Origin of the sequence: Psychrobacter sp. JCM 18902 (genome assembly GCF_904846615.1) — a bacterium.
Classification (GTDB): Bacteria; Pseudomonadota; Gammaproteobacteria; order Pseudomonadales; family Moraxellaceae; genus Psychrobacter.
The window spans coordinates 197,011-215,211 of sequence record NZ_CAJHBK010000001.1 but is presented as its reverse complement, the minus strand read 5'-3'; the positions used below and the strand labels follow the sequence as shown (position 1 = coordinate 215,211).

The following is an 18,201-nucleotide window of genomic DNA, read 5'->3' as shown; positions in this document are numbered from 1 at the left end:
AATCTTAAAAATTTATCATCTTAATTTATAATAAAAAGGTTTATTCATGTCGGACTTTAATAAACAAACCATCCATCAACAACAAAACCATCAGCAGCAAACGCTAGATTTAAGTATTGCGCTACTTGAACGTCCCTCCGTCACCCCAGATGATGATGGCTGCCAAGATATACTGTCAGAGCGCTTAGAGCGAGCGGGCTTTGACTGTGAGTTTATGTACTATGGTGATAGACAGGCAAAAGGTGAACACGCTGAAGTCAAAAACTTATGGGCTCGCCGCGGTACCACTGATCCAGTTATTTGTTTTGCTGGTCATACCGACGTCGTGCCAACAGGCGATGAAAACAATTGGACGTATCCGCCATTTACGGCAACCATCGCTGATGGTTACCTATGGGCTCGCGGTGCAGCTGACATGAAAACAGGTATTGCCGCCTTTACCATCGCATCTGAACGTTTTGTCAAAAATCACCCTGAGCACAATGGCTCTATTGCCTTTTTAATCACTTCCGATGAAGAAGGTCCTTCCATCAATGGTACGGTCAAAGTGATCGAGACTTTAGAAGCCCGTAACGAAAAAATCACCTATTGCTTGGTTGGCGAACCATCGAGCACAGATACGCTCGGCGATATCATTAAAAACGGTCGCCGCGGCTCATTGGGTGCGGAACTTACGGTCACTGGCAAACAAGGTCATGTTGCTTACCCGCATTTAGCTTGCAACCCTATTCATGCAACGATGGCAGCTTTGGCAGAACTGACTGCCGCTACTTGGGATAATGGCAATGACTACTTCCCTGCGACTTCCCTGCAAATCTCTAATATCAATAGCGGTACAGGCGCCACCAACGTCATTCCTGAGACGTTAAGAGTTATCTTCAATTTCCGCTTTTCTACGGAAACGACTGAAGATGAGCTAAAAGCAAAAACGCATGCTATCTTTGACAAGCATTTTACTAATAGTAAGGCCAGTTATGATATCCATTGGAAATTATCTGGTCAGCCGTTTTTGACCCCTGAAGGTAAGTTGGTTTCTGCCTGTCAAAAAGCGATCAAAAAGGTAACTGATACTGACACGACACTATCTACATCAGGTGGTACTTCTGACGGACGCTTTATCGCGCCGACTGGTGCACAAGTGGTTGAGTTGGGTGTGCGTAATGCCACGATTCATCAGGTTGATGAAAAGGTAGAAGTCGATGACCTAGGTAAACTTGCGCAGATTTATGAAGGGATTTTAGAGAATTTACTGTTAGATTAATTTCATTTTCTAATAGCAAAAAGCGCCATCTATAATAGATGGTGCTTTTTGTCAGTACTATCCTTTTATTACTAAAGAGATAAGTTAATCTCTGGAGTATGATTGAGACATATTATGCATTATGAATGGTTCAATCTCTTCCATAAATATACTTATTATTTTCTCAATGTTTTCAGGCATCAACATTTCACCCTCTTTCGCTCCACAATTTCCAAACGCTTTATGTATAGCTTTATTGACAACTCGATTTTGTTCTTTTTTATAAGCAGCTTTCATACCCGCAGGGATTACTTTTTCAAATGCTTCTTCAACTGAGCCACTTGGAATCTTTTTGTATTGATATGCTTCGCGTATCTCATCGTTTGTAAGATTTAACTCTACGGCAAGTTCAAGCCCTTTGCCAGTTATAGGATTTATAGAATATGTATTCGATATCGCTTCACCTGTATAATTACTACCCAGACATAACACCATTCGTTGTACGCCAAAATATTCGACATAAGCGATTACTTGATTACTCTTGTCACATCCTTTCACTGAGACACAATGAATAGGAGTATCTTGGGGACGATTTTTTACTAAATCTAACTCGTAAAAATAGCCAAAACAAGCTTCAGAGTCTTCATTATTTAGATAATTTGTTGCTTCAATGCATGATTCAGTAGGAATACCAGAATAAACTGCCAAAGCTAAAGCAGACTTTACGATAGAACGGCCTGCCTCAGGACCTCCCATAGAGAAATCCGTTCTAAGCATATCGGAACAATATAATGATTGAATTTTTAACTTACTAAAGGCATCTTCAATATCAAATTTAGGATACTTCTTTTTTACTCCTTTAAGCATATTCTTAGCCTCTTTTATGTCACGGGCTTGAATATTAATTCTCGTACTAATACCATCGTCTAATGCAGTCTCTAAAAAGACAGGGTTCTCGTCAGCCATGCTACCATTTGCATGAAGCTTTAGCTTATCTCCAGATGTAGTTTCAAATAATTGCGATGGCACATCTCGACGCTCACGTTTAATTCCAAAAAACAGACTTAAAGGGTTAAGTTGTTTTGCTAACTCTTTGTCCCAACTATCACCAGAAGTACTATTACAAGCTCTGCAAATAAATCCCTTTATCTTTTTCCTTCCCCCGATAGCATTAGGAATGATATGTTCTTTAGTATCATTGTTTTTAGTGATTTCTACATCACAAAGTGCACATTTTGAAGAAGTCATTTTTTCTCCTTACATAGTCTGCTGTTCGATAAACTATAGAATATTAGACCTCTTGCATTAGTCATCGCTAGCCCTCGTAACTCCGCTAGTGGAAGTCAATGAACTGGTACTTTTGCAAGAGACCTATTAATCTTCTAATCCATAAACCTCAACTGCATAATTTTTTTCTTCAAAACTCGCTTTAAAGTATTGATTACCCTATTAACATTTACTATTTATTACTCTAGTCGCTTCACTCAATACCAATATAGAGATCAACTTGACCATACTCTAGATTACCACCGATATAATGCTCAAAATCGACATCAAAAGTTCGGGTATGCTCACAGCTGCGATCATTAAAATAGGTCCAAGCCTTTTCCCAAGCATTCATCACCGTGTATGGCATTCTACCCTGCTCAGAGAATACCAAATACTTTCCTGCAGGAATATCTACTGTTACTAGGTTTGCAGCCTTAGACATATTTTCACTGTCTGATGGCTCTTGCTCGCTGGCTACTTTCCAACTGGCAACCACATCAAAAGCGCCGACCAAATCATCGCTCTCATAGTTATGATAGACACCATAAATGTCTTCGCCTTTAGGCAGATCACTAGCATGGTTTTGGTAAAATTTTTGCCATAAACGACCCAGTTTCGCCGTGTCTTCGCTAATCTCAGCGTTATTGGTCGTACGAACGCTAATACCTTTACAAGTTATTGCTTCAGGTAGCTCTTTAATTTGTGAAGTCATGATCTGTAAGTCCTATATATTTATTCAGTTTTCTATTTAAGATAGTATTAAAAATAGCGCTTCAGGGTATAAATCTAATCTGCTTCATCAATCCAATTCATCTGAATGGCTTCTAAGATGCCTTCGTTTGATTTTTGTGGATCATCATCAAAACCTTCAAGCTCAGTCACCCAGCGATGTAAATCAGTAAAACGGATGTACTGCGGATCGGTCTCTGGAAACTTCTCATACAGCTCAATAGCGATATCTAAGCTGTCTGTCCATTTTAATTTTTGCGGGGTCATGGTGGCTCCTTAACTTTTAATCATTTTTAGACACGTCATCAAATCAGTGGTCAATTTGACTGATGATTTGATTGGCAACTTAATAACCGCTATCCTACCAAAATTCGCCTGCTGATTATAGACAAGTTCGTTATGCAGCATTTGTTGTTTTACTTGTTTCAGCAGATTTGGCAGATTTAATCGCCACTTGATGCTGATTCCAAGAATCAATGACCTCGTTCAACCGCTCGCCTATCATATCCAATATCTCTGGCGCACATTTGCCTTTTTTATTGGTCAATACAAACTTAGTCATACCAACGCCCATCAGCTGGTTTTTTACAAAAAAGCGCGTTTCAAAATAAACGTATTTTTTATCCCAGCCCGCAAGCGTGCTACTCACCGTCATTTTATCTAAAAATTTAATTTCTTTCAGATAAACCATTTCTTGCATGGCGATAACCCAATTTAATGGTTTAATACCTTTTTGATGACAGCACGCCATCAGCCAGCGAGTAATGTTTAGCTCGATAAAAGACAAATAACGATAATTAGGCAGATGGTTCCGAAAGCCCATATCATGCGGCAACACTCGATAATGACGAACCGTCGGTGCAATCAAGAGCTCAGTACTAAGGCGCTCGCTTATTGATTGCTGCTTAAGTTGTTGTTTTAGCAAACTGACCATAATAAAAAAACGTATCAACATATTCATAAATGACTCTCTTAACGCTTATTTTGTGTAAACTTATTGGGTATAAATTATTGTATATAAAACAGCGACTGGCTATAAATGCAGCGTACCTTAACGCAAAAAAGCCACCTAAGTGACTTTTTTATTTAAAAGCGGATATTTAATTATATTTAAAAACTAACTTTAAAGATTAATGACCTGCACCATTGATACTACGTACCATCTCTTCGACCATTTTCTTGGCATCACCAAAGATCATCATGGTTTTATCCATGTAGAACAGACTATTATCAAGCCCTGCATAACCTGTATTCATTGAGCGCTTGATGACCATAACGGTTTGAGCTTTAGTGACTTCTAGAATCGGCATACCAAAGATTGGCGACGATGGATCATCTTTTGCAGAGGGGTTTACCACATCATTTGCACCGATAACCAAGACCACATCCGTACTCGCGAAGTCTGAGTTGATCTCATCCATTTCTAAAATATCATCATAAGGTACGTCAGCTTCAGCCAATAGCACGTTCATGTGACCTGGCATACGACCAGCGACTGGATGAATGGCAAAACGCACGTTAACGCCTTCTTCTTTTAGCAACTCATACAGCTCTTTTACCGCGTTCTGTGCACGACCTTGCGCCATACCATAACCCGGAACAATAACCACACTACTTGCATTGGCCATTAAGAACCCAGCATCTTCTGCTGAACCAGCCTTGTAGTTTTTAGGTGCACCATCATCAGCGCCTGCTGCTACAGCTCCTGTACCCATACCGCCAAATAAGACGTTGAGTAATGAGCGGTTCATAGCTTTACACATGATATAAGACAAAATCGCACCTGATGAACCGACGAGCGACCCTGCGATAATCAACATCGAATTGCCGAGGGTGAAACCAATGCCTGCCGCCGCCCAACCAGAAAACGAGTTCAATAGTGAGACCACCACTGGCATGTCACCGCCGCCGATTGGCGCAATCCACATCCAACCAAAGATAACGGCAATCACAGCCATTGCATAAAACGCAGGTAATGAGTCAGTGACGAAATACACGCCACCGAAAGCAATCATCGCAATGAACAGTAACGCTTGGACGGGTTTTACCCAACCCCCAACCAATGTTTTCGCCCAGCTCTTCGCTGCCAATTTACCAAAGGCAAAGACCGAAGCTGAGAACGTAATCGCACCGATGAAGCAACCGATAAATAGTTCGACACGAGCAACGGCACCATGTTGCTGTTCAGTATGCAATACGGTTGCCAGTGCAATGGCGACCGCTGCCAAACCGACGAACGAATGCATCAAAGCAACGGTTTCTGGCATTTGTGTCATCGCAACCGTCTTTGCCTTCCACATGCCGACGAGGGCACCCAAAATCATCGCACCGATAATTAACCAAAGGACAGGGCCTTCTGCTAAGAAAAATGTCGTGACGACTGCAATCGCCATGGCGACCATACCGAAGCGGTTACCACGAATAGCCGTCTTAGGACTGGATAAACCACGTAAGGTTAAAACGAAAAGAATCGCGCCGACCAGATAGAACCAATCTGCATTTGCCGCAATCATTGCTGAGAAATCATTCATGCGTCACCTCCGACATCAGTGGTTGCTACAGGTGCTTTTTTCACTTTCGGTTTAAACATCGCAAGCATACGCTCAGTCACGGCAAAGCCACCGAAGATATTGATACTGGCTAAAAATACGGCAAAAGCGCCAAGGATACTGGTCGGTGTAAAGACAGAACCATCAATCGTGACGGTCTGTAGCATGGCACCAACGATGACGATACTTGATAGTGCGTTGGTGACGGCCATCAATGGTGTGTGCAGTGCAGGCGTGACGCCCCAAACCACGTAATATCCGACAAAAATAGCGAGTACAAATACGGTAAAAATCGCTACAAATGGTGTGCTACTCATGGCCGCACCAGCTGGCGCTGCCGCTAAAATAGTGGCAATCATCTAATCCTCCTAAAAATTTATTCATGTCTGGCAAATGTGTAGTGACAATGTTGTGATGACAGGCTGTAAAAACTTAGCCCGTCAAACTAGCGTTTGGCTAGTCGTACCTGACTGTCATGTGTCACTGCCAGTGCGCCCTGAATCTCGTCTTCCATGTCTAATTTAAGTGCCAAATTAGCTGATGCGTCATCGCTAGCAGGCGCAATTAATGTGGTGATAAAGTTAACCAAATTGTTGGCATACAAATCTGAAGACTGCGCGGCGAGCATCGATGGGATATTGGCAGCACCAACGATACGTACACCGTTGTCTGTAGTGATGGTTTCGTTAGGCACACTGCCTTCGACGTTACCACCCGTTCCAGCAGCCATATCGATCAGTACTGAGCCTGCTTTCATTTTGGCAAGGGTTGCTCCGTGCACCAAGCGCGGTGCGTTACGACCAGGGATCTGCGCTGTAGTAATGACAATGTCCGCATTGCTCAAGGCTTTATCTACAACAGCAGCTTGATCTTTGACATATTGCTCTGATGGCGTCCAAGCATAACCACCTGTAGACTTAGCTGTCTCAGCCTCCTCTGCACTCATCGGCACATCCAGCCATTTACCACCGAGTGATTCCACTTGCTCGCGAGCGGTCGGACGTAAATCACTGGCTTCAACGACAGCGCCTAAACGCTTAGCCGTCGCAATCGCTTGCAGACCTGCCACACCCACACCGAGGATGACGACTTTGGCAGGCTTAACCGTACCGGCTGAGGTCATAAACATCGGAAATGGACGCGAATACTCATTGGCCGCCAGCAGCACGGCTTTATAACCTGCAAGGTTGGCCTGTGATGACAGTACGTCCATATTCTGTGCGCGTGACAATGTGCGAGGCAATAACTCCATCGCAAAGGCAGTGACACCTTTGGTCGCATAAGTGTCAAGCTGAGTATTACGATATGGGTCAAGCATGCCAATGACAATCTGACCTGACGTTAAGCCTTCAATAGCTGCAGCAGGCAAGTCATTGACGGTGGTAATAATTCGAGACTGTGCGATTACCTCGGCGCTGCTGCTGGCAATATCGGCACCTGCAGCCTGATACAACTCATCCGCATAGTACGCTGCTTTACCTGCACCTGACTGTATGACGACTTCAAACCCAAGCTTACGCAATTTTTTGACTGCGTCTGGGGTTATCGCTACACGGCTCTCGCTCGCGATATCTGCACTGATTACACCGATTTTCATACCGTCTCCTTACTTACGTCTAATGACTATACTTACGTCTCACGACTACCTTTAACACCCTCAACGCACATTTAAAAAGCACAGGGGACAAAAAAACCTTTGGTCATGGTTGGTTCAACATCCTGACCAAAGATTATCAATTTAATAAATGATAGCGACTTTGCCATCATGCCTTTTTATTATAGAGACATCATCTGTCAACTTTCATTGCCTAATGATGACCCACAAGTAAAATAAAAAGTTAGGCATTTACACCATCTGCATAACTTTTATTGTTATATTAAAAATTTTTCCTTTTCAATTAAACGCTAGACTTGACAAACTATCGGCTTATATCACTCAAATATCTGTCCTTTTTAAGGGTAACGTTAAAAAAAACGAAACAACGACGGGTAGGTCAAGATACAATGCTGCATATCGTATAATAAGAAAACTTGATACATAAATAGAATACCCATTGACTAACTATAATAAGGAATGACGATGTATTTTTTACTTTCCCCTGCCAAATCTTTAAATGAGAAAGATGCGGTGCCAGTGAACTTAGACAAATATTATAGTCAACCAGAGCTCATCGAACATGCGCAAGCATTGATGAAAAACTTAAAATCAAAAGAACCGATTGATTTACAAGAACTGATGGGCATCTCTGATGATTTGGCACAGCTCAATGCCAAGCGCAATCAAGAGTGGCGTTGGAGCAACGATAAGCCATTTACTTTAGACAATGCCAAACCTGCAGGTTATTTATTCGATGGCGATGTTTACACTGGACTTGATATGTATCATATGGATAAAGACACCGCCATTTACGTCAATAAGCATCTGGGTATCTTGTCTGGATTATATGGCGTACTAAAACCGCTCGATTTGATGCAGCCCTATCGTTTAGAGATGGGTACCAAACTGAAAAATGAACGTGGTGATAACCTTTATGAGTTTTGGGGCGAGGAAGTAACTGCCATTATTAATGCACGTATGGCAGATAGTGATGATAAGATTTTGATTAATCTGGCGTCAAATGAATATTTCAAAGTGGTCAAGAAGAAAGCGCTGAATGCGGAAGTTATCACGCCACGATTTGAAGATGAAAAGAATGGTCAATACAAAGTAATTAGCTTCTATGCCAAAAAAGCACGCGGACTGATGGTGAAGTATGCTGCTGATAATAAGCTGACCAATGCTGAGCAGCTAAAGCAGTTTGATTTGGCGGGATATTATTACTGTGAAGAGGCTTCTGATGATAAGACTTGGACTTTTCGTCGGGATGCAGCCAGTCAGTAATTTTTAAAAAATCTAATTTGTATAAATAAACCCCGATAAGCTCAGCCTATCGGGGTTTATTTATATTTTAGAGGTCTCTGTATTCATATCAGGACATCCTTTGCGATTATACTGTTTTGAAGCTGCTTCATACTTACCTTTCAAAAGAGCATAGTCAGATTGAAGTGCGCCATCACCTCCCTCTAAAAAGAAAAGTACTGGCCAGAATAGTACTAAGCCAACACCCATTTGCCATGCGTCAGCTGATGCCTTTTTATCTACTTGACCAGTAATTGTAGCTACTCTTTGTGATATGTCTCTCATTTCATTTTCCAAAGTGGAACAGCTAAGACTTGCATATTCATTTGGAGATACATAAGTCATGGGGATATTAGTAGACTTACTAGCACAGCCACTCAACATAGAAACAGTAGTTAGAGCTAAAAACACAATAGATAGTTTTTCTTCAATGAGTATTCCTTTCAGTTACTTATATATTTCATCATTAACGAAGAAAGAAAATAATAATATAGTTTCTAAATTATTACAATATGTAAAAAATCGGCGCCTTTAAAAATTGACGTGCGTGGTAAAAAGATACCGTAAGCCATTGTTCATCTATATCTCTAAACCCTATATGAGTAATACGGAAATCCATTAAATTATTGATAAGAAAAACCAAGATAAGTTCAGCCTATCGGGGTTTTTCGACAGCATATCATCACCAGTTGCCGTAAAAATTCTCAATGATCATACGGTAAAGCGCAATTTATCTCTTGAAACATCAAGTACGACAGTTTGATCATATACGTTATAGGTATGAAGACGATCGATCTCGTTTTCCCAATTGGGTTCGATATAACGCACAAAGGTTTCTTTGTAAGATGTCGGTGTCAACTCTTCTACCAGATACAAAGCCACTCTACGTCCATACCTAATAGTGCCATCTTGAGCCGTACGAAACAGCTGACCATTTTTTCGGAATAATGCACCTGCTAATCGTGATCCACGCACATCAATTTTTAAAGGCGCCGAGGGATGAATGCTCCAGTTATCTGACTCCAACTTATCAGACGTATAAATATGCAATTCCAAATCCATCGTAAGAACTGAAATTGAACCATGCGTGGTAAAAAGATACCATAAGCCATTGTGCTCAATAACGGCACTATCTGCTGCCTGAACCCCAGACACCAACTCATGAACTTTTTTCCACTTCTGCGGAAAATCCGTCGCTTTTAATAGGTTGATACAATTGGTCTTGGCGGCTTCTGGAATCATATATACAGCGTTCTCATGCTCGAATACATTAGGAAAGCTTAAATGAGAGCTAATACCTAAATCGACTGGTCCAGAATTGATAACTTGATGGTGCTCATCCAGTTCCACCCACTCTATACGGCCGATACCTTCTTTATAATTTAAGCTCTCAAAAAATATATAACGCCTTGAATCTCGCTCAATATAAAAAGGGTCAGCCCAAAAACATCCTTTTTCAGGCAATAGCTCAGTGTATGTTTGCATCGACTGATCAATAGAACCAATCAAAATACTCCAGTTATTGTGATAAAGACTCTTATAGAAAGTCTTTATCATATAGTTTTTAAAAAAACTTATCAAATGCCGTAAGGCAGTCAGTTGCTGGGGTTCTTGATAAATTGCATCGTCAAGCATTAAATTCGTCAAATTTCCATTTTTAACGCCAATTTTATTTTTATGGAAATACCAATACAATATCGATGCTGTGACACCATTTAATTTATGCTCGGTTAAATTATAGTCCCAGTAAAATAAAGAACCATACCCTCTCCCAACGACTTTATCACCATTAAGACGCTCATTTAACAGATGTAGCGTGACTACGCTATTCTCCCATTGTTCGGCAAACTGCCAATACAATGCTGATCCGTGTTTTTGTTTGGTTTCATCGCCGTAACGAAATAAGAGAATACCTTTTTTTGAAACACTCAGAATTCTCCCTGCTAAGGTTCGAAAGCCAAATTTGACCAGATAATCTAGATTGGCGGCTTCAAGTTTCTCAATTACTGAATCCTCAATCTCATCATAAATCTTATCCTGATTTGCGACTGATATTACGATGGGCATCGTACCATTAGCCACCAAGTCATGAATAGAATAACGCTTGGTATTACTCTTATTTCGAGAAAGAAAAGAAAATAACTTTTGATTAATGGAAGGAATAACTTTGGATAGACGAAACATGTGAGACGCTTGTTTTTTATCTCGTTGGACAGCAATACAAACCTCAACCTTGCCTTCATCGACGAGAGATTTTAATGGTTTGAACTTATACCATGCCAATGTTTCCTCTTCTACAAGAATCCCAAGCCTAATTTTTTTCATCATCATCACCTTGAATTGCACAAGAGTTTGTGGCTGGGCAGCCATAACACATATCCAATTATCCTTTGATAAAGTATCAGTCCATTGATTACATTTATTAATTATATTTAAATAATAACATATATAGAAAAACTTTATATATTCAATACTTTTGATAATGTCAGGTCGATTTTGTTGATCTAATGGGTATTTTACTTGTTGAAGTTTTTAGAAATACATCAAAGATCATGAGTAAATAATAGATAGAGTGTCACCACTGAGTCTGGGAAATAGCAACGCTCTCGCTATGTCTGTCAATTGGCAACCTTCCCAAGCATAAAACACTTATCCAGCACTATCGAATGAATGTATATAAAACCGTGATTACCTCATATACCAATGAGTAGCGCTTTAAAAATTAGGTAAAAAAAAGCCCTGCTATCTTCCGATAACAGAGCTTCTAATGATCAAATAAACTTTATGACAAAATCATACTTCTAGCGAAAAGCGCTTTATGGATTGACTAAAGCAGTACGACTAGGCGACCAAGTGAAGATTGTACTAATAGTACATCGAGCGAGGTTAACAACGTCGTACAAACTTAGTCGAGGCATATATTACATCATGCCGCCCATTCCACCCATACCGCCCATTCCACCAGCACCGCCCATGCCAGCCATACCGTCATCACCTTGTGGCAAATCAGTAATCATGACTTCGGTCGTTAGCATTAAGCCAGCTACAGATGCTGCATTTTCTAGCGCTGAACGAGCTACTTTAGCTGGATCAAGAATACCCATCTCTAGCATATCACCGTATTCGCTAGAAGCTGCGTTGTAACCGTAGTTACCGCTGCCACTCTTCACTTCGTTCACTACTACTGATGCTTCTTCGCCAGCGTTGGTTACGATTTGACGTAATGGTGCTTCCATTGCGCGACGTAAGATATTGATACCCGCGTTTTGGTCATCGTTATCGCCACGTAGCTCAGACAATGCATTCATTGCACGAACTAAGGCAACACCACCACCAGGTACAACGCCTTCTTCAACCGCTGCACGAGTCGCATGTAGCGCATCGTCAACACGGTCTTTCTTCTCTTTCATTTCAGTTTCAGTCGCAGCGCCAACTTTGATAACGGCAACGCCGCCAGCAAGTTTAGCCATACGCTCTTGAAGCTTTTCTTTGTCGTAGTCAGACGTTGATTCTTCAACTTGACGTTTAATAGATTCAACGCGATTTTCGATGTCAGCAGAGTTACCAGCGCCATCAACGATCACGGTGTTTTCTTTACCGACAGTAACTTTTTTAGCCGTACCCAGTTGCTCAAGAGTAGCAGTCTCTAAACTTAGACCAATCTCTTCAGAAATCACAGTACCGCCAGTTAGCGTTGCGATATCTTCAAGCATGGCTTTACGACGATCGCCGAAACCTGGTGCTTTAACCGCACAAGTTTTCAAGCCGCCACGCATGTTGTTGACAACCAATGTTGCCAATGCTTCGTTTTCAACGTCTTCAGCAATGATTAGCAATGGCTTGCTTTGCTGCATCACTTGCTCAAGTAATGGCACGATTTCACGAATATTGCTGATTTTTTTATCAACCAACAAGATATATGGGTTTTCAAATTCAGCGGTTAAGCTGTCTTGCTTGTTCGCAAAGTACGGGCTGATATACCCACGGTCAAACTGCATACCTTCGACAACTTCTAAGGTATCTTCGAAGCTTGAACCCTCTTCAACGGTGATAACGCCTTGCTTACCGACTTTTTCCATCGCTTGAGCAATTAGCTCACCGATTTTGGTGTCTGAGTTGGCAGAGATAGAACCAACTTGGGCAATCGCTTTTGAATCGTCAGCTGGTGTAGCTAGCAAATGAATCTGCTCAACAGCTGCACGAACCGCTTTATCGATACCGCGCTTTAGATCCATTGGGTTCATGCCAGCAGCAACAGACTTCATGCCTTCTTGCAAGATTGACTGAGCCAATACGGTAGCAGTCGTTGTACCATCACCAGCAACATCGTTGGTGCGGCTAGCCACTTCACGGACCAATTGAGCGCCCATGTTTTCGAATTTGTTTTCAAGCTCGATTTCTTTGGCAACCGAAACACCATCTTTAGTGATGGTAGGCGCGCCAAATGATTTATCGATAACCACATTACGACCTTTAGGGCCTAGTGTTACTCGTACTGCGTTTGCTAGGATGTTTACGCCATCCATCATTTGTTTACGGGCATCAATGCCGAATTTTACGTCTTTTGCCATGTTAAATTACTCCACTATTATAAGTATGAGAATGCAATTAAAGGTTTCAATGATTTTTCAATAATGTTGTCAAAATGCGCTGAGTATAAAATACTCAAAAAGGTCTAGCCTTCTAACACACCCAATACATCAGATTCTTTCATAATCAATAGTTCTTCGCCGTCAACTTTCACGGTTTGACCAGCATATTGACCGAACAAGACTTTGTCGCCAGTTTTTACATCTAACGCGCGAGTTTCGCCGTTGTCACGAATCTGACCGTTACCAGTTGCTAGCACTTCACCTTGTGAAGGTTTTTCTTGAGCAGAACCAGGAAGCAAGATACCACCAGCCGTTTTTGTTTCTTCTTCTATGCGGCGGACAACGATGCGATCATGTAAAGGACGAATATTCATCAATATGTCTCCAATAATTTGGTTATTTGCAGTAAGGGTTTATTTGAATTAATGGTCTCAATACCAATATCTATAGGCATTACTGCCTAAAACAGCATTCTAAAGATAAGCTTTGAGCTTGTATCAAAAAGTGGGGGCAAAGTGAGTTAGCTTCAAGTGTAAAGCCCAAAAATTTACAAGAATTTTGCATATCGTGGATTATTTAGTTGGTAATGACGTTTATGAACAGTCATTTGATTGGATTGCACCGTATTAAAGGCCTTAGCAAGATTTTAAAAGCAGCCATATGAGTGCTAAACTTCAACACCGATAAGTTACCGCATATCATTTACAACTGACCGATTAACTTACTCCTGCTTACTCAAGTTACAGTAAGTGACGCCTGATGATATCGCGCTCGATGCCAGCAACCTTGACTACAATAGCAACACCACAGGGACAGCTGGCACTCTTGAAAAGATAGCAGGACATGACCATTATAGTTCTTGAGAAAACAACAATAGTTATAAGCAATACCATAAATAGCGATTAAGGAATGTCCATGAGTTTTTTATCAAACGATCAAAAGTCATTAACAACCGATACTAATAATACTAAACGAAGCAAGTCTAAGTTTTTAACCGCCCTAACCACTGGGGCCAGTATTGCTACGATTGGAGCGATAAGTATGACTGCACCAACCCTTGCCAGCGCAAAGAATATCGAACCTTCAAGCGCCAACTACAGCTTTACGGTTGAAGACAAATATAAAGGTACGGCTACTCGCACGCTTAACAAATCAGGCAATACTTGGAAATACAATGTCAATGCTCGGGTGGCAGGTGTTGCAAGTGCTTCGCAAAACAGCACTTTTACCATCAACGGTAATAATGTCATTCCGACTCAAGCCAGCACTACTTATAAGCTATTAGGCGTTGGTCGCACGCACAAATTAGACTTCAATCCAAGCAGTAAAAAGGTGGTGAGTAACTATAAAGGCAAATCGACGACCATGAACATGGCACAACAAGCTTTTGATGATTTAAGTTTGGAAGTGCAAATTCGCCAAGATTTATTGAACGGTAAATTCTCTGGCAACTATTACATGGCGAAAAAAGACAAGATAGAGAAAACCCCTTTCAAAAAATCTGGTAACACCAAGATTACCGTTCCAGCTGGCACATTTGATACCGTACGTGTCGACCGTATCCACGATGACAATAGTCGTTCTACCAGTTTTTGGCTGGCACCAAGCTTAGATTACCTACCAGTAAAAGTTAGCCAAATTAATGATGGCAAAAAGATGGATTTAGAATTAACCAAAGTAAATTAAGCTTTTTATTAAATACACAGAAATAGCATAAAAAAGCGGCGCTCTAAATAGAGCGCCGCTTTTTTTGTCTTAAACTTCGCTAAATCAACTAACGCGGCTGCTTAACGACGTTGTTCATTGAAGGAAGACGCTTTAGTAGAATAAATAACCAAATATTGATTGCCAGTAATAAGACAAAATCAAGCAGATAAACCACTATCTCTGCCCAGCTGCTGCCGTAAACGCGGGTAAACAGCACCACACCACTCGCCCCCAAATAAACCAAGGTCAGCATACTGCCTATCAATAGCACATATGGCGAACGACCCCGTAGTATCGCGGGCGTCAAAATAAATGCTGGCACTAGCCATAATGCTTGCCAGGCGATACCGCCAATGATATCAGGACTACTGGGATTAAAAACATTGATAAAAATAGGTAGCCCAAGCAGTCTATAAACCAACCAAATCAGCCAAGTCATCATCAAGCGCTGACGAATGGGCGTAATTGGCTTTTTAAGCTTAGCAGGTTTGGCAGATTTTTTGGCTGGTGCGCTTATCTCACTATCGGAGCGGTTTGTGACCATTAGATATATTTACTTCCTAATTAATAGCGTTATATAAGACGTTGCATGCTATAAAAATCCGCTTAGCGAGTCCAGTTAGCTTGCGCCAATGCAGTAGCACTAATAGCCAAGCGCCGACCTTGGGCGATAGCCAACTCGCGCTCATCAGCTGAGACGGGTTGATCATGTAACGCCCCACTCACGTGGCTGGCACCATAAGGCGAGCCACCACGATGAGTACGATTAAGCGCAGGCTCAGCATAAGGCACACCAACAAGGATCATGCCGTGATGCAGCAACGGCAACATCATGGTCAGCAATGTCGTCTCCTGCCCGCCGTGCATCGAGCCGGTCGCAGTAAATACAGCAGCAGGTTTGTTCTGTAAATTACCTGCCAGCCAAATAGTGACCGTATTGTCCCAAAAATATTTCATGGGAGCAGCCATATTACCGAAGTGCGTCGGGCTACCAAGCGCCAAACCCATACAGTCTCTTAGATCGTCCATAGTGCAATATAAGTCACCTTCATCAGGTATCGCAGGCTTGCTCGACGTGGTCTCGGGTGCAACCGTTGGTACAGTACGGATACGGGCTGTCATACCAGCATCCTCAATACCTTGAGCGATAGCATAAGCCAATGTCTTAGTCGTACCGTAATTTGAATAATAGAGCACCAAAACATAAGGGGCGGTCTGACTCATTAGCAATACTTCCTCATAAAACCATTAATGTTATTGTTGATTCTAATCATCTACAACAGCTTCTATGCAGTCTATTTCTTTAGCATAAAACCTTACTGATTATGTAGCTATAGTCGATTCAATTTAAAAATAGTACTAGTACAAGGCAACCGAGTGTAGATGTATATTTAATACTTCAAGCGAGGTTAACGCTGTAATAATTTTATAGTGGAATGACTATATACATAATCTGTGACAGATACCGCAATATAGGCATATATTATGCCCCAGTCATTCACCGACATGCAAACAGCCTTGGTACACATTGTCTCTAATAACCTGCTAGAGAGGTTGCTGCTGTGCATTTTGACACAATTAAACCGCAGATGGTAACAGCATATCTTTGTTACACTACTGTCACTCAAACACCTGCTAAATGGTCGATATGGAAAATTTATCAAAAAAAATCCCGTTTTTACATCAACGCTGGTTTCAATTCTCACGATTCTTGACTCGGCACTTTTTTGAAGACAATTGCCAGCAAAAAGCGGCATCGCTGACCTACACGACTATGTTATCAATTGTACCCGTCCTAACCGTCCTATTGATGATCCTATCTTCTGTACCCGCACTTGCGTCCGTTAGAGCACAGATATATGAAGTGATTTATAGTAACTTGCTACCACAATCAAGTATGCAGGTCAGTGAGTATATCAATAGCTTCGCTGAAAAATCCTCAAATCTAACCATCATTGGGGCAATGGTGTTATTTTTTACGACCATTATGACGTTAACAACCATCGAACGCGCTTTTAACCAAATCTGGCGGGTAGAAAATCGCTCTGGCGGTATGAAAAGTATGCTGCGCTATTGGACCATCGTCACGTTAGGACCGTTAGTACTGGGTACGGCATTTCTTGCTTCAAGCGCGGTACAAAGTTTGAGTTTTTTAAATCGACAAATCGCTGGTTATGGCATTGACTGGTCTTTTTGGGTACAAGCCGTATCCATTGGTATCACTGTCGCAGGCTTTATTGGTATGTACTGGTTCATCCCAAAAGCACGTGTACCCGCGAAAAATGCAGCCATTGCTGGTCTCTTCGTCGCTATCGTATTCGAGCTGATGAAGCACTTGTTTGGTACAGTAATGGCAAACTTCACCAGTTATGAAGCGATTTACGGGGCTTTTGCGGCACTGCCCATCTTCTTATTATGGATATATTTGTCTTGGAATTTAATTCTATTAGGTGTTGAGATTAGCTATACCTTGACGATTTTTGAGACTGAAGAGGTCTATCCACGCCATCCTCTGCTAAGTTTGCTCGATATGCTAAACCTCGTTTATACCCATCATTTAAAAGGGGAAGCGGTAAGCGAACAAGCGCTACGTAACGTGCTAGGACGCAAAGAGCTACCAAAATGGTATACCTATATTAATTATCTGCAAGACAGCAATCTAATCACCATGACTGAAGATAATGATTATGTGCTTAAGAGAGATTTGAGCAAAATGACATTATGGGATTTTTATCGCACCCTACCTTACCCCTTGCCTATCAAAGATGAGCTAGATGAGATGGGGCCAGAGGATCAAAAACCTTGGCTTAGCTTGCTAGTCAATCGTTTTGAAAATACGGAAGCTTATGCCAAGCAACAGTTAGATCTACCGTTAAATGCTATTTTTGCCAATAGTGAGCCACGTAAGAAAGCTGATTCTAATGGAAAAGGCATCAAAGGCGGTCAATCAAATTTATTTAGAAAAACCTCGGCGACCACTGCAGCATTAGACAAGAATGAGCCGATCAAAGACACCCCACACTTTGACCCAATAGCTTATGATAAAGACAGTGATATTGAATGCGATGAGCGGGACAATGAGATTCTTATTCCTAAAGATTTGAATGACTCTCAAATTAAAACCAATGGTAATCTCTTTAATTATAAAGACGATATCATTACTGAATCAGATAACCCAAAAACGAATTAAAAAAAGCGTTAGTAATGAGTGAGGCA

17 protein-coding genes are annotated in these 18,201 nt (G+C 41.4%); 4 read left to right on the top strand and 13 right to left on the bottom strand.

Annotation, left to right across the window (positions count from 1 at the left end):
- Positions 1–46 precede the first annotated feature (46 nt).
- Positions 47–1,261, top strand: coding sequence for a succinyl-diaminopimelate desuccinylase (gene dapE, locus JMY05_RS00970; protein WP_201613920.1), 1,215 nt, complete (start codon positions 47–49; stop codon positions 1,259–1,261).
- Positions 1,262–1,345: 84 nt separating this feature from the next.
- On the opposite strand, the gene JMY05_RS00965 is transcribed toward dapE, so the two are convergent.
- The 7 genes from JMY05_RS00965 to JMY05_RS00935 form a co-directional block, all read right to left on the bottom strand.
- Positions 1,346–2,488: an HNH endonuclease gene (locus tag JMY05_RS00965; protein WP_201613918.1), complete on the bottom strand. Its 1,143-nt coding sequence runs from the start codon at positions 2,486–2,488 to the stop codon at positions 1,346–1,348.
- Between the two features lie 232 nt (positions 2,489–2,720).
- Positions 2,721–3,221 (bottom strand): GyrI-like domain-containing protein, encoded by a 501-nt coding sequence (locus tag JMY05_RS00960; RefSeq protein WP_045446712.1) that lies wholly within the window; start codon positions 3,219–3,221, stop codon positions 2,721–2,723.
- A gap of 74 nt (positions 3,222–3,295) precedes the next feature.
- The gene (gene iscX, locus JMY05_RS00955) at positions 3,296–3,505 is read right to left on the bottom strand and encodes a Fe-S cluster assembly protein IscX (protein WP_021812734.1); all 210 of its coding nucleotides are present in this window, start codon (positions 3,503–3,505) and stop codon (positions 3,296–3,298) included.
- Between the two features lie 130 nt (positions 3,506–3,635).
- Positions 3,636–4,199 carry an acyl-CoA thioesterase gene (locus tag JMY05_RS00950; RefSeq protein WP_045446706.1) on the bottom strand — a complete coding sequence of 188 codons (564 nt, stop codon included), beginning with the start codon at positions 4,197–4,199 and terminating at the stop codon, positions 3,636–3,638.
- Between the two features lie 169 nt (positions 4,200–4,368).
- Complete coding sequence (locus JMY05_RS00945) at positions 4,369–5,769, bottom strand: NAD(P)(+) transhydrogenase (Re/Si-specific) subunit beta (protein ID WP_045446703.1); 1,401 nt, start codon at positions 5,767–5,769, stop codon at positions 4,369–4,371.
- Complete coding sequence (locus tag JMY05_RS00940; RefSeq protein WP_201540922.1) at positions 5,766–6,104, bottom strand: proton-translocating transhydrogenase family protein; 339 nt, start codon at positions 6,102–6,104, stop codon at positions 5,766–5,768. Before JMY05_RS00940 ends, JMY05_RS00945 begins: the two co-directional genes overlap by 4 nt.
- 128 nt (positions 6,105–6,232) lie before the next feature.
- Positions 6,233–7,384, bottom strand: a complete 1,152-nt coding sequence (locus tag JMY05_RS00935) for a Re/Si-specific NAD(P)(+) transhydrogenase subunit alpha (protein ID WP_045446697.1) — start codon at positions 7,382–7,384, stop codon at positions 6,233–6,235.
- 483 nt (positions 7,385–7,867) lie between these two features.
- Here JMY05_RS00935 and yaaA point away from each other — a divergent pair, with 483 nt between their 5' ends.
- Positions 7,868–8,668 (top strand): peroxide stress protein YaaA, encoded by an 801-nt coding sequence (gene yaaA, locus JMY05_RS00930; RefSeq protein WP_045446694.1) that lies wholly within the window; start codon positions 7,868–7,870, stop codon positions 8,666–8,668.
- A 60-nt stretch (positions 8,669–8,728) separates the two neighbouring features.
- Here yaaA and JMY05_RS00925 read toward each other — a convergent pair whose 3' ends face one another.
- The 4 genes from JMY05_RS00925 to JMY05_RS00910 form a co-directional block, all read right to left on the bottom strand.
- Complete coding sequence (locus tag JMY05_RS00925) at positions 8,729–9,031, bottom strand: hypothetical protein (protein WP_201613916.1); 303 nt, start codon at positions 9,029–9,031, stop codon at positions 8,729–8,731.
- Positions 9,032–9,397: 366 nt separating this feature from the next.
- Positions 9,398–11,056 carry a hypothetical protein gene (locus tag JMY05_RS00920; protein WP_201613914.1) on the bottom strand — a complete coding sequence of 553 codons (1,659 nt, stop codon included), beginning with the start codon at positions 11,054–11,056 and terminating at the stop codon, positions 9,398–9,400.
- A 551-nt stretch (positions 11,057–11,607) separates the two neighbouring features.
- Positions 11,608–13,257, bottom strand: a complete 1,650-nt coding sequence (groL, locus tag JMY05_RS00915) for a chaperonin GroEL (RefSeq protein WP_109591437.1) — start codon at positions 13,255–13,257, stop codon at positions 11,608–11,610.
- A gap of 104 nt (positions 13,258–13,361) precedes the next feature.
- The gene (locus tag JMY05_RS00910; RefSeq protein WP_041757514.1) at positions 13,362–13,655 is read right to left on the bottom strand and encodes a co-chaperone GroES; all 294 of its coding nucleotides are present in this window, start codon (positions 13,653–13,655) and stop codon (positions 13,362–13,364) included.
- A 538-nt stretch (positions 13,656–14,193) separates the two neighbouring features.
- On the opposite strand from JMY05_RS00910, the gene JMY05_RS00905 reads away from it, so the two are divergent.
- The gene (locus tag JMY05_RS00905; RefSeq protein ID WP_045446684.1) at positions 14,194–14,964 is read left to right on the top strand and encodes a DUF3108 domain-containing protein; all 771 of its coding nucleotides are present in this window, start codon (positions 14,194–14,196) and stop codon (positions 14,962–14,964) included.
- An 88-nt stretch (positions 14,965–15,052) separates the two neighbouring features.
- On the opposite strand, the gene JMY05_RS00900 is transcribed toward JMY05_RS00905, so the two are convergent.
- Both JMY05_RS00900 and wrbA read right to left on the bottom strand, forming a co-directional pair.
- Entirely contained in the window at positions 15,053–15,529 is a 477-nt protein-coding gene (locus JMY05_RS00900; protein WP_201613913.1) for a hypothetical protein, read from the bottom strand.
- A 62-nt stretch (positions 15,530–15,591) separates the two neighbouring features.
- Positions 15,592–16,209 carry an NAD(P)H:quinone oxidoreductase gene (gene wrbA / locus JMY05_RS00895; protein WP_045446682.1) on the bottom strand — a complete coding sequence of 206 codons (618 nt, stop codon included), beginning with the start codon at positions 16,207–16,209 and terminating at the stop codon, positions 15,592–15,594.
- Positions 16,210–16,633: 424 nt separating this feature from the next.
- Here wrbA and JMY05_RS00890 point away from each other — a divergent pair, with 424 nt between their 5' ends.
- A complete protein-coding gene (locus JMY05_RS00890) occupies positions 16,634–18,175 on the top strand; it encodes a YihY family inner membrane protein (protein WP_045446753.1) in 1,542 nt (513 codons plus the stop codon).
- Positions 18,176–18,201 lie beyond the last annotated feature (26 nt).

Bases quoted from the DNA above. Each gene is read 5' to 3' on its own strand.
- dapE (WP_201613920.1), top strand. From the start codon at position 47: ATGTCGGACTTTAATAAACAAACCATCCATCAACAACAAAACCATCAG.
- JMY05_RS00965 (WP_201613918.1), bottom strand. From the start codon at position 2,488: ATGACTTCTTCAAAATGTGCACTTTGTGATGTAGAAATCACTAAAAAC.
- JMY05_RS00960 (WP_045446712.1), bottom strand. From the start codon at position 3,221: ATGACTTCACAAATTAAAGAGCTACCTGAAGCAATAACTTGTAAAGGT.
- iscX (WP_021812734.1), bottom strand. From the start codon at position 3,505: ATGACCCCGCAAAAATTAAAATGGACAGACAGCTTAGATATCGCTATT.
- JMY05_RS00950 (WP_045446706.1), bottom strand. From the start codon at position 4,199: ATGAATATGTTGATACGTTTTTTTATTATGGTCAGTTTGCTAAAACAA.
- JMY05_RS00945 (WP_045446703.1), bottom strand. From the start codon at position 5,769: ATGAATGATTTCTCAGCAATGATTGCGGCAAATGCAGATTGGTTCTAT.
- JMY05_RS00940 (WP_201540922.1), bottom strand. From the start codon at position 6,104: ATGAGTAGCACACCATTTGTAGCGATTTTTACCGTATTTGTACTCGCT.
- JMY05_RS00935 (WP_045446697.1), bottom strand. From the start codon at position 7,384: ATGAAAATCGGTGTAATCAGTGCAGATATCGCGAGCGAGAGCCGTGTA.
- yaaA (WP_045446694.1), top strand. From the start codon at position 7,868: ATGTATTTTTTACTTTCCCCTGCCAAATCTTTAAATGAGAAAGATGCG.
- JMY05_RS00925 (WP_201613916.1), bottom strand. From the start codon at position 9,031: ATGACTTATGTATCTCCAAATGAATATGCAAGTCTTAGCTGTTCCACT.
- JMY05_RS00920 (WP_201613914.1), bottom strand. From the start codon at position 11,056: ATGGCTGCCCAGCCACAAACTCTTGTGCAATTCAAGGTGATGATGATG.
- groL (WP_109591437.1), bottom strand. From the start codon at position 13,257: ATGGCAAAAGACGTAAAATTCGGCATTGATGCCCGTAAACAAATGATG.
- JMY05_RS00905 (WP_045446684.1), top strand. From the start codon at position 14,194: ATGAGTTTTTTATCAAACGATCAAAAGTCATTAACAACCGATACTAAT.
- JMY05_RS00900 (WP_201613913.1), bottom strand. From the start codon at position 15,529: ATGGTCACAAACCGCTCCGATAGTGAGATAAGCGCACCAGCCAAAAAA.
- wrbA (WP_045446682.1), bottom strand. From the start codon at position 16,209: ATGAGTCAGACCGCCCCTTATGTTTTGGTGCTCTATTATTCAAATTAC.
- JMY05_RS00890 (WP_045446753.1), top strand. From the start codon at position 16,634: ATGGAAAATTTATCAAAAAAAATCCCGTTTTTACATCAACGCTGGTTT.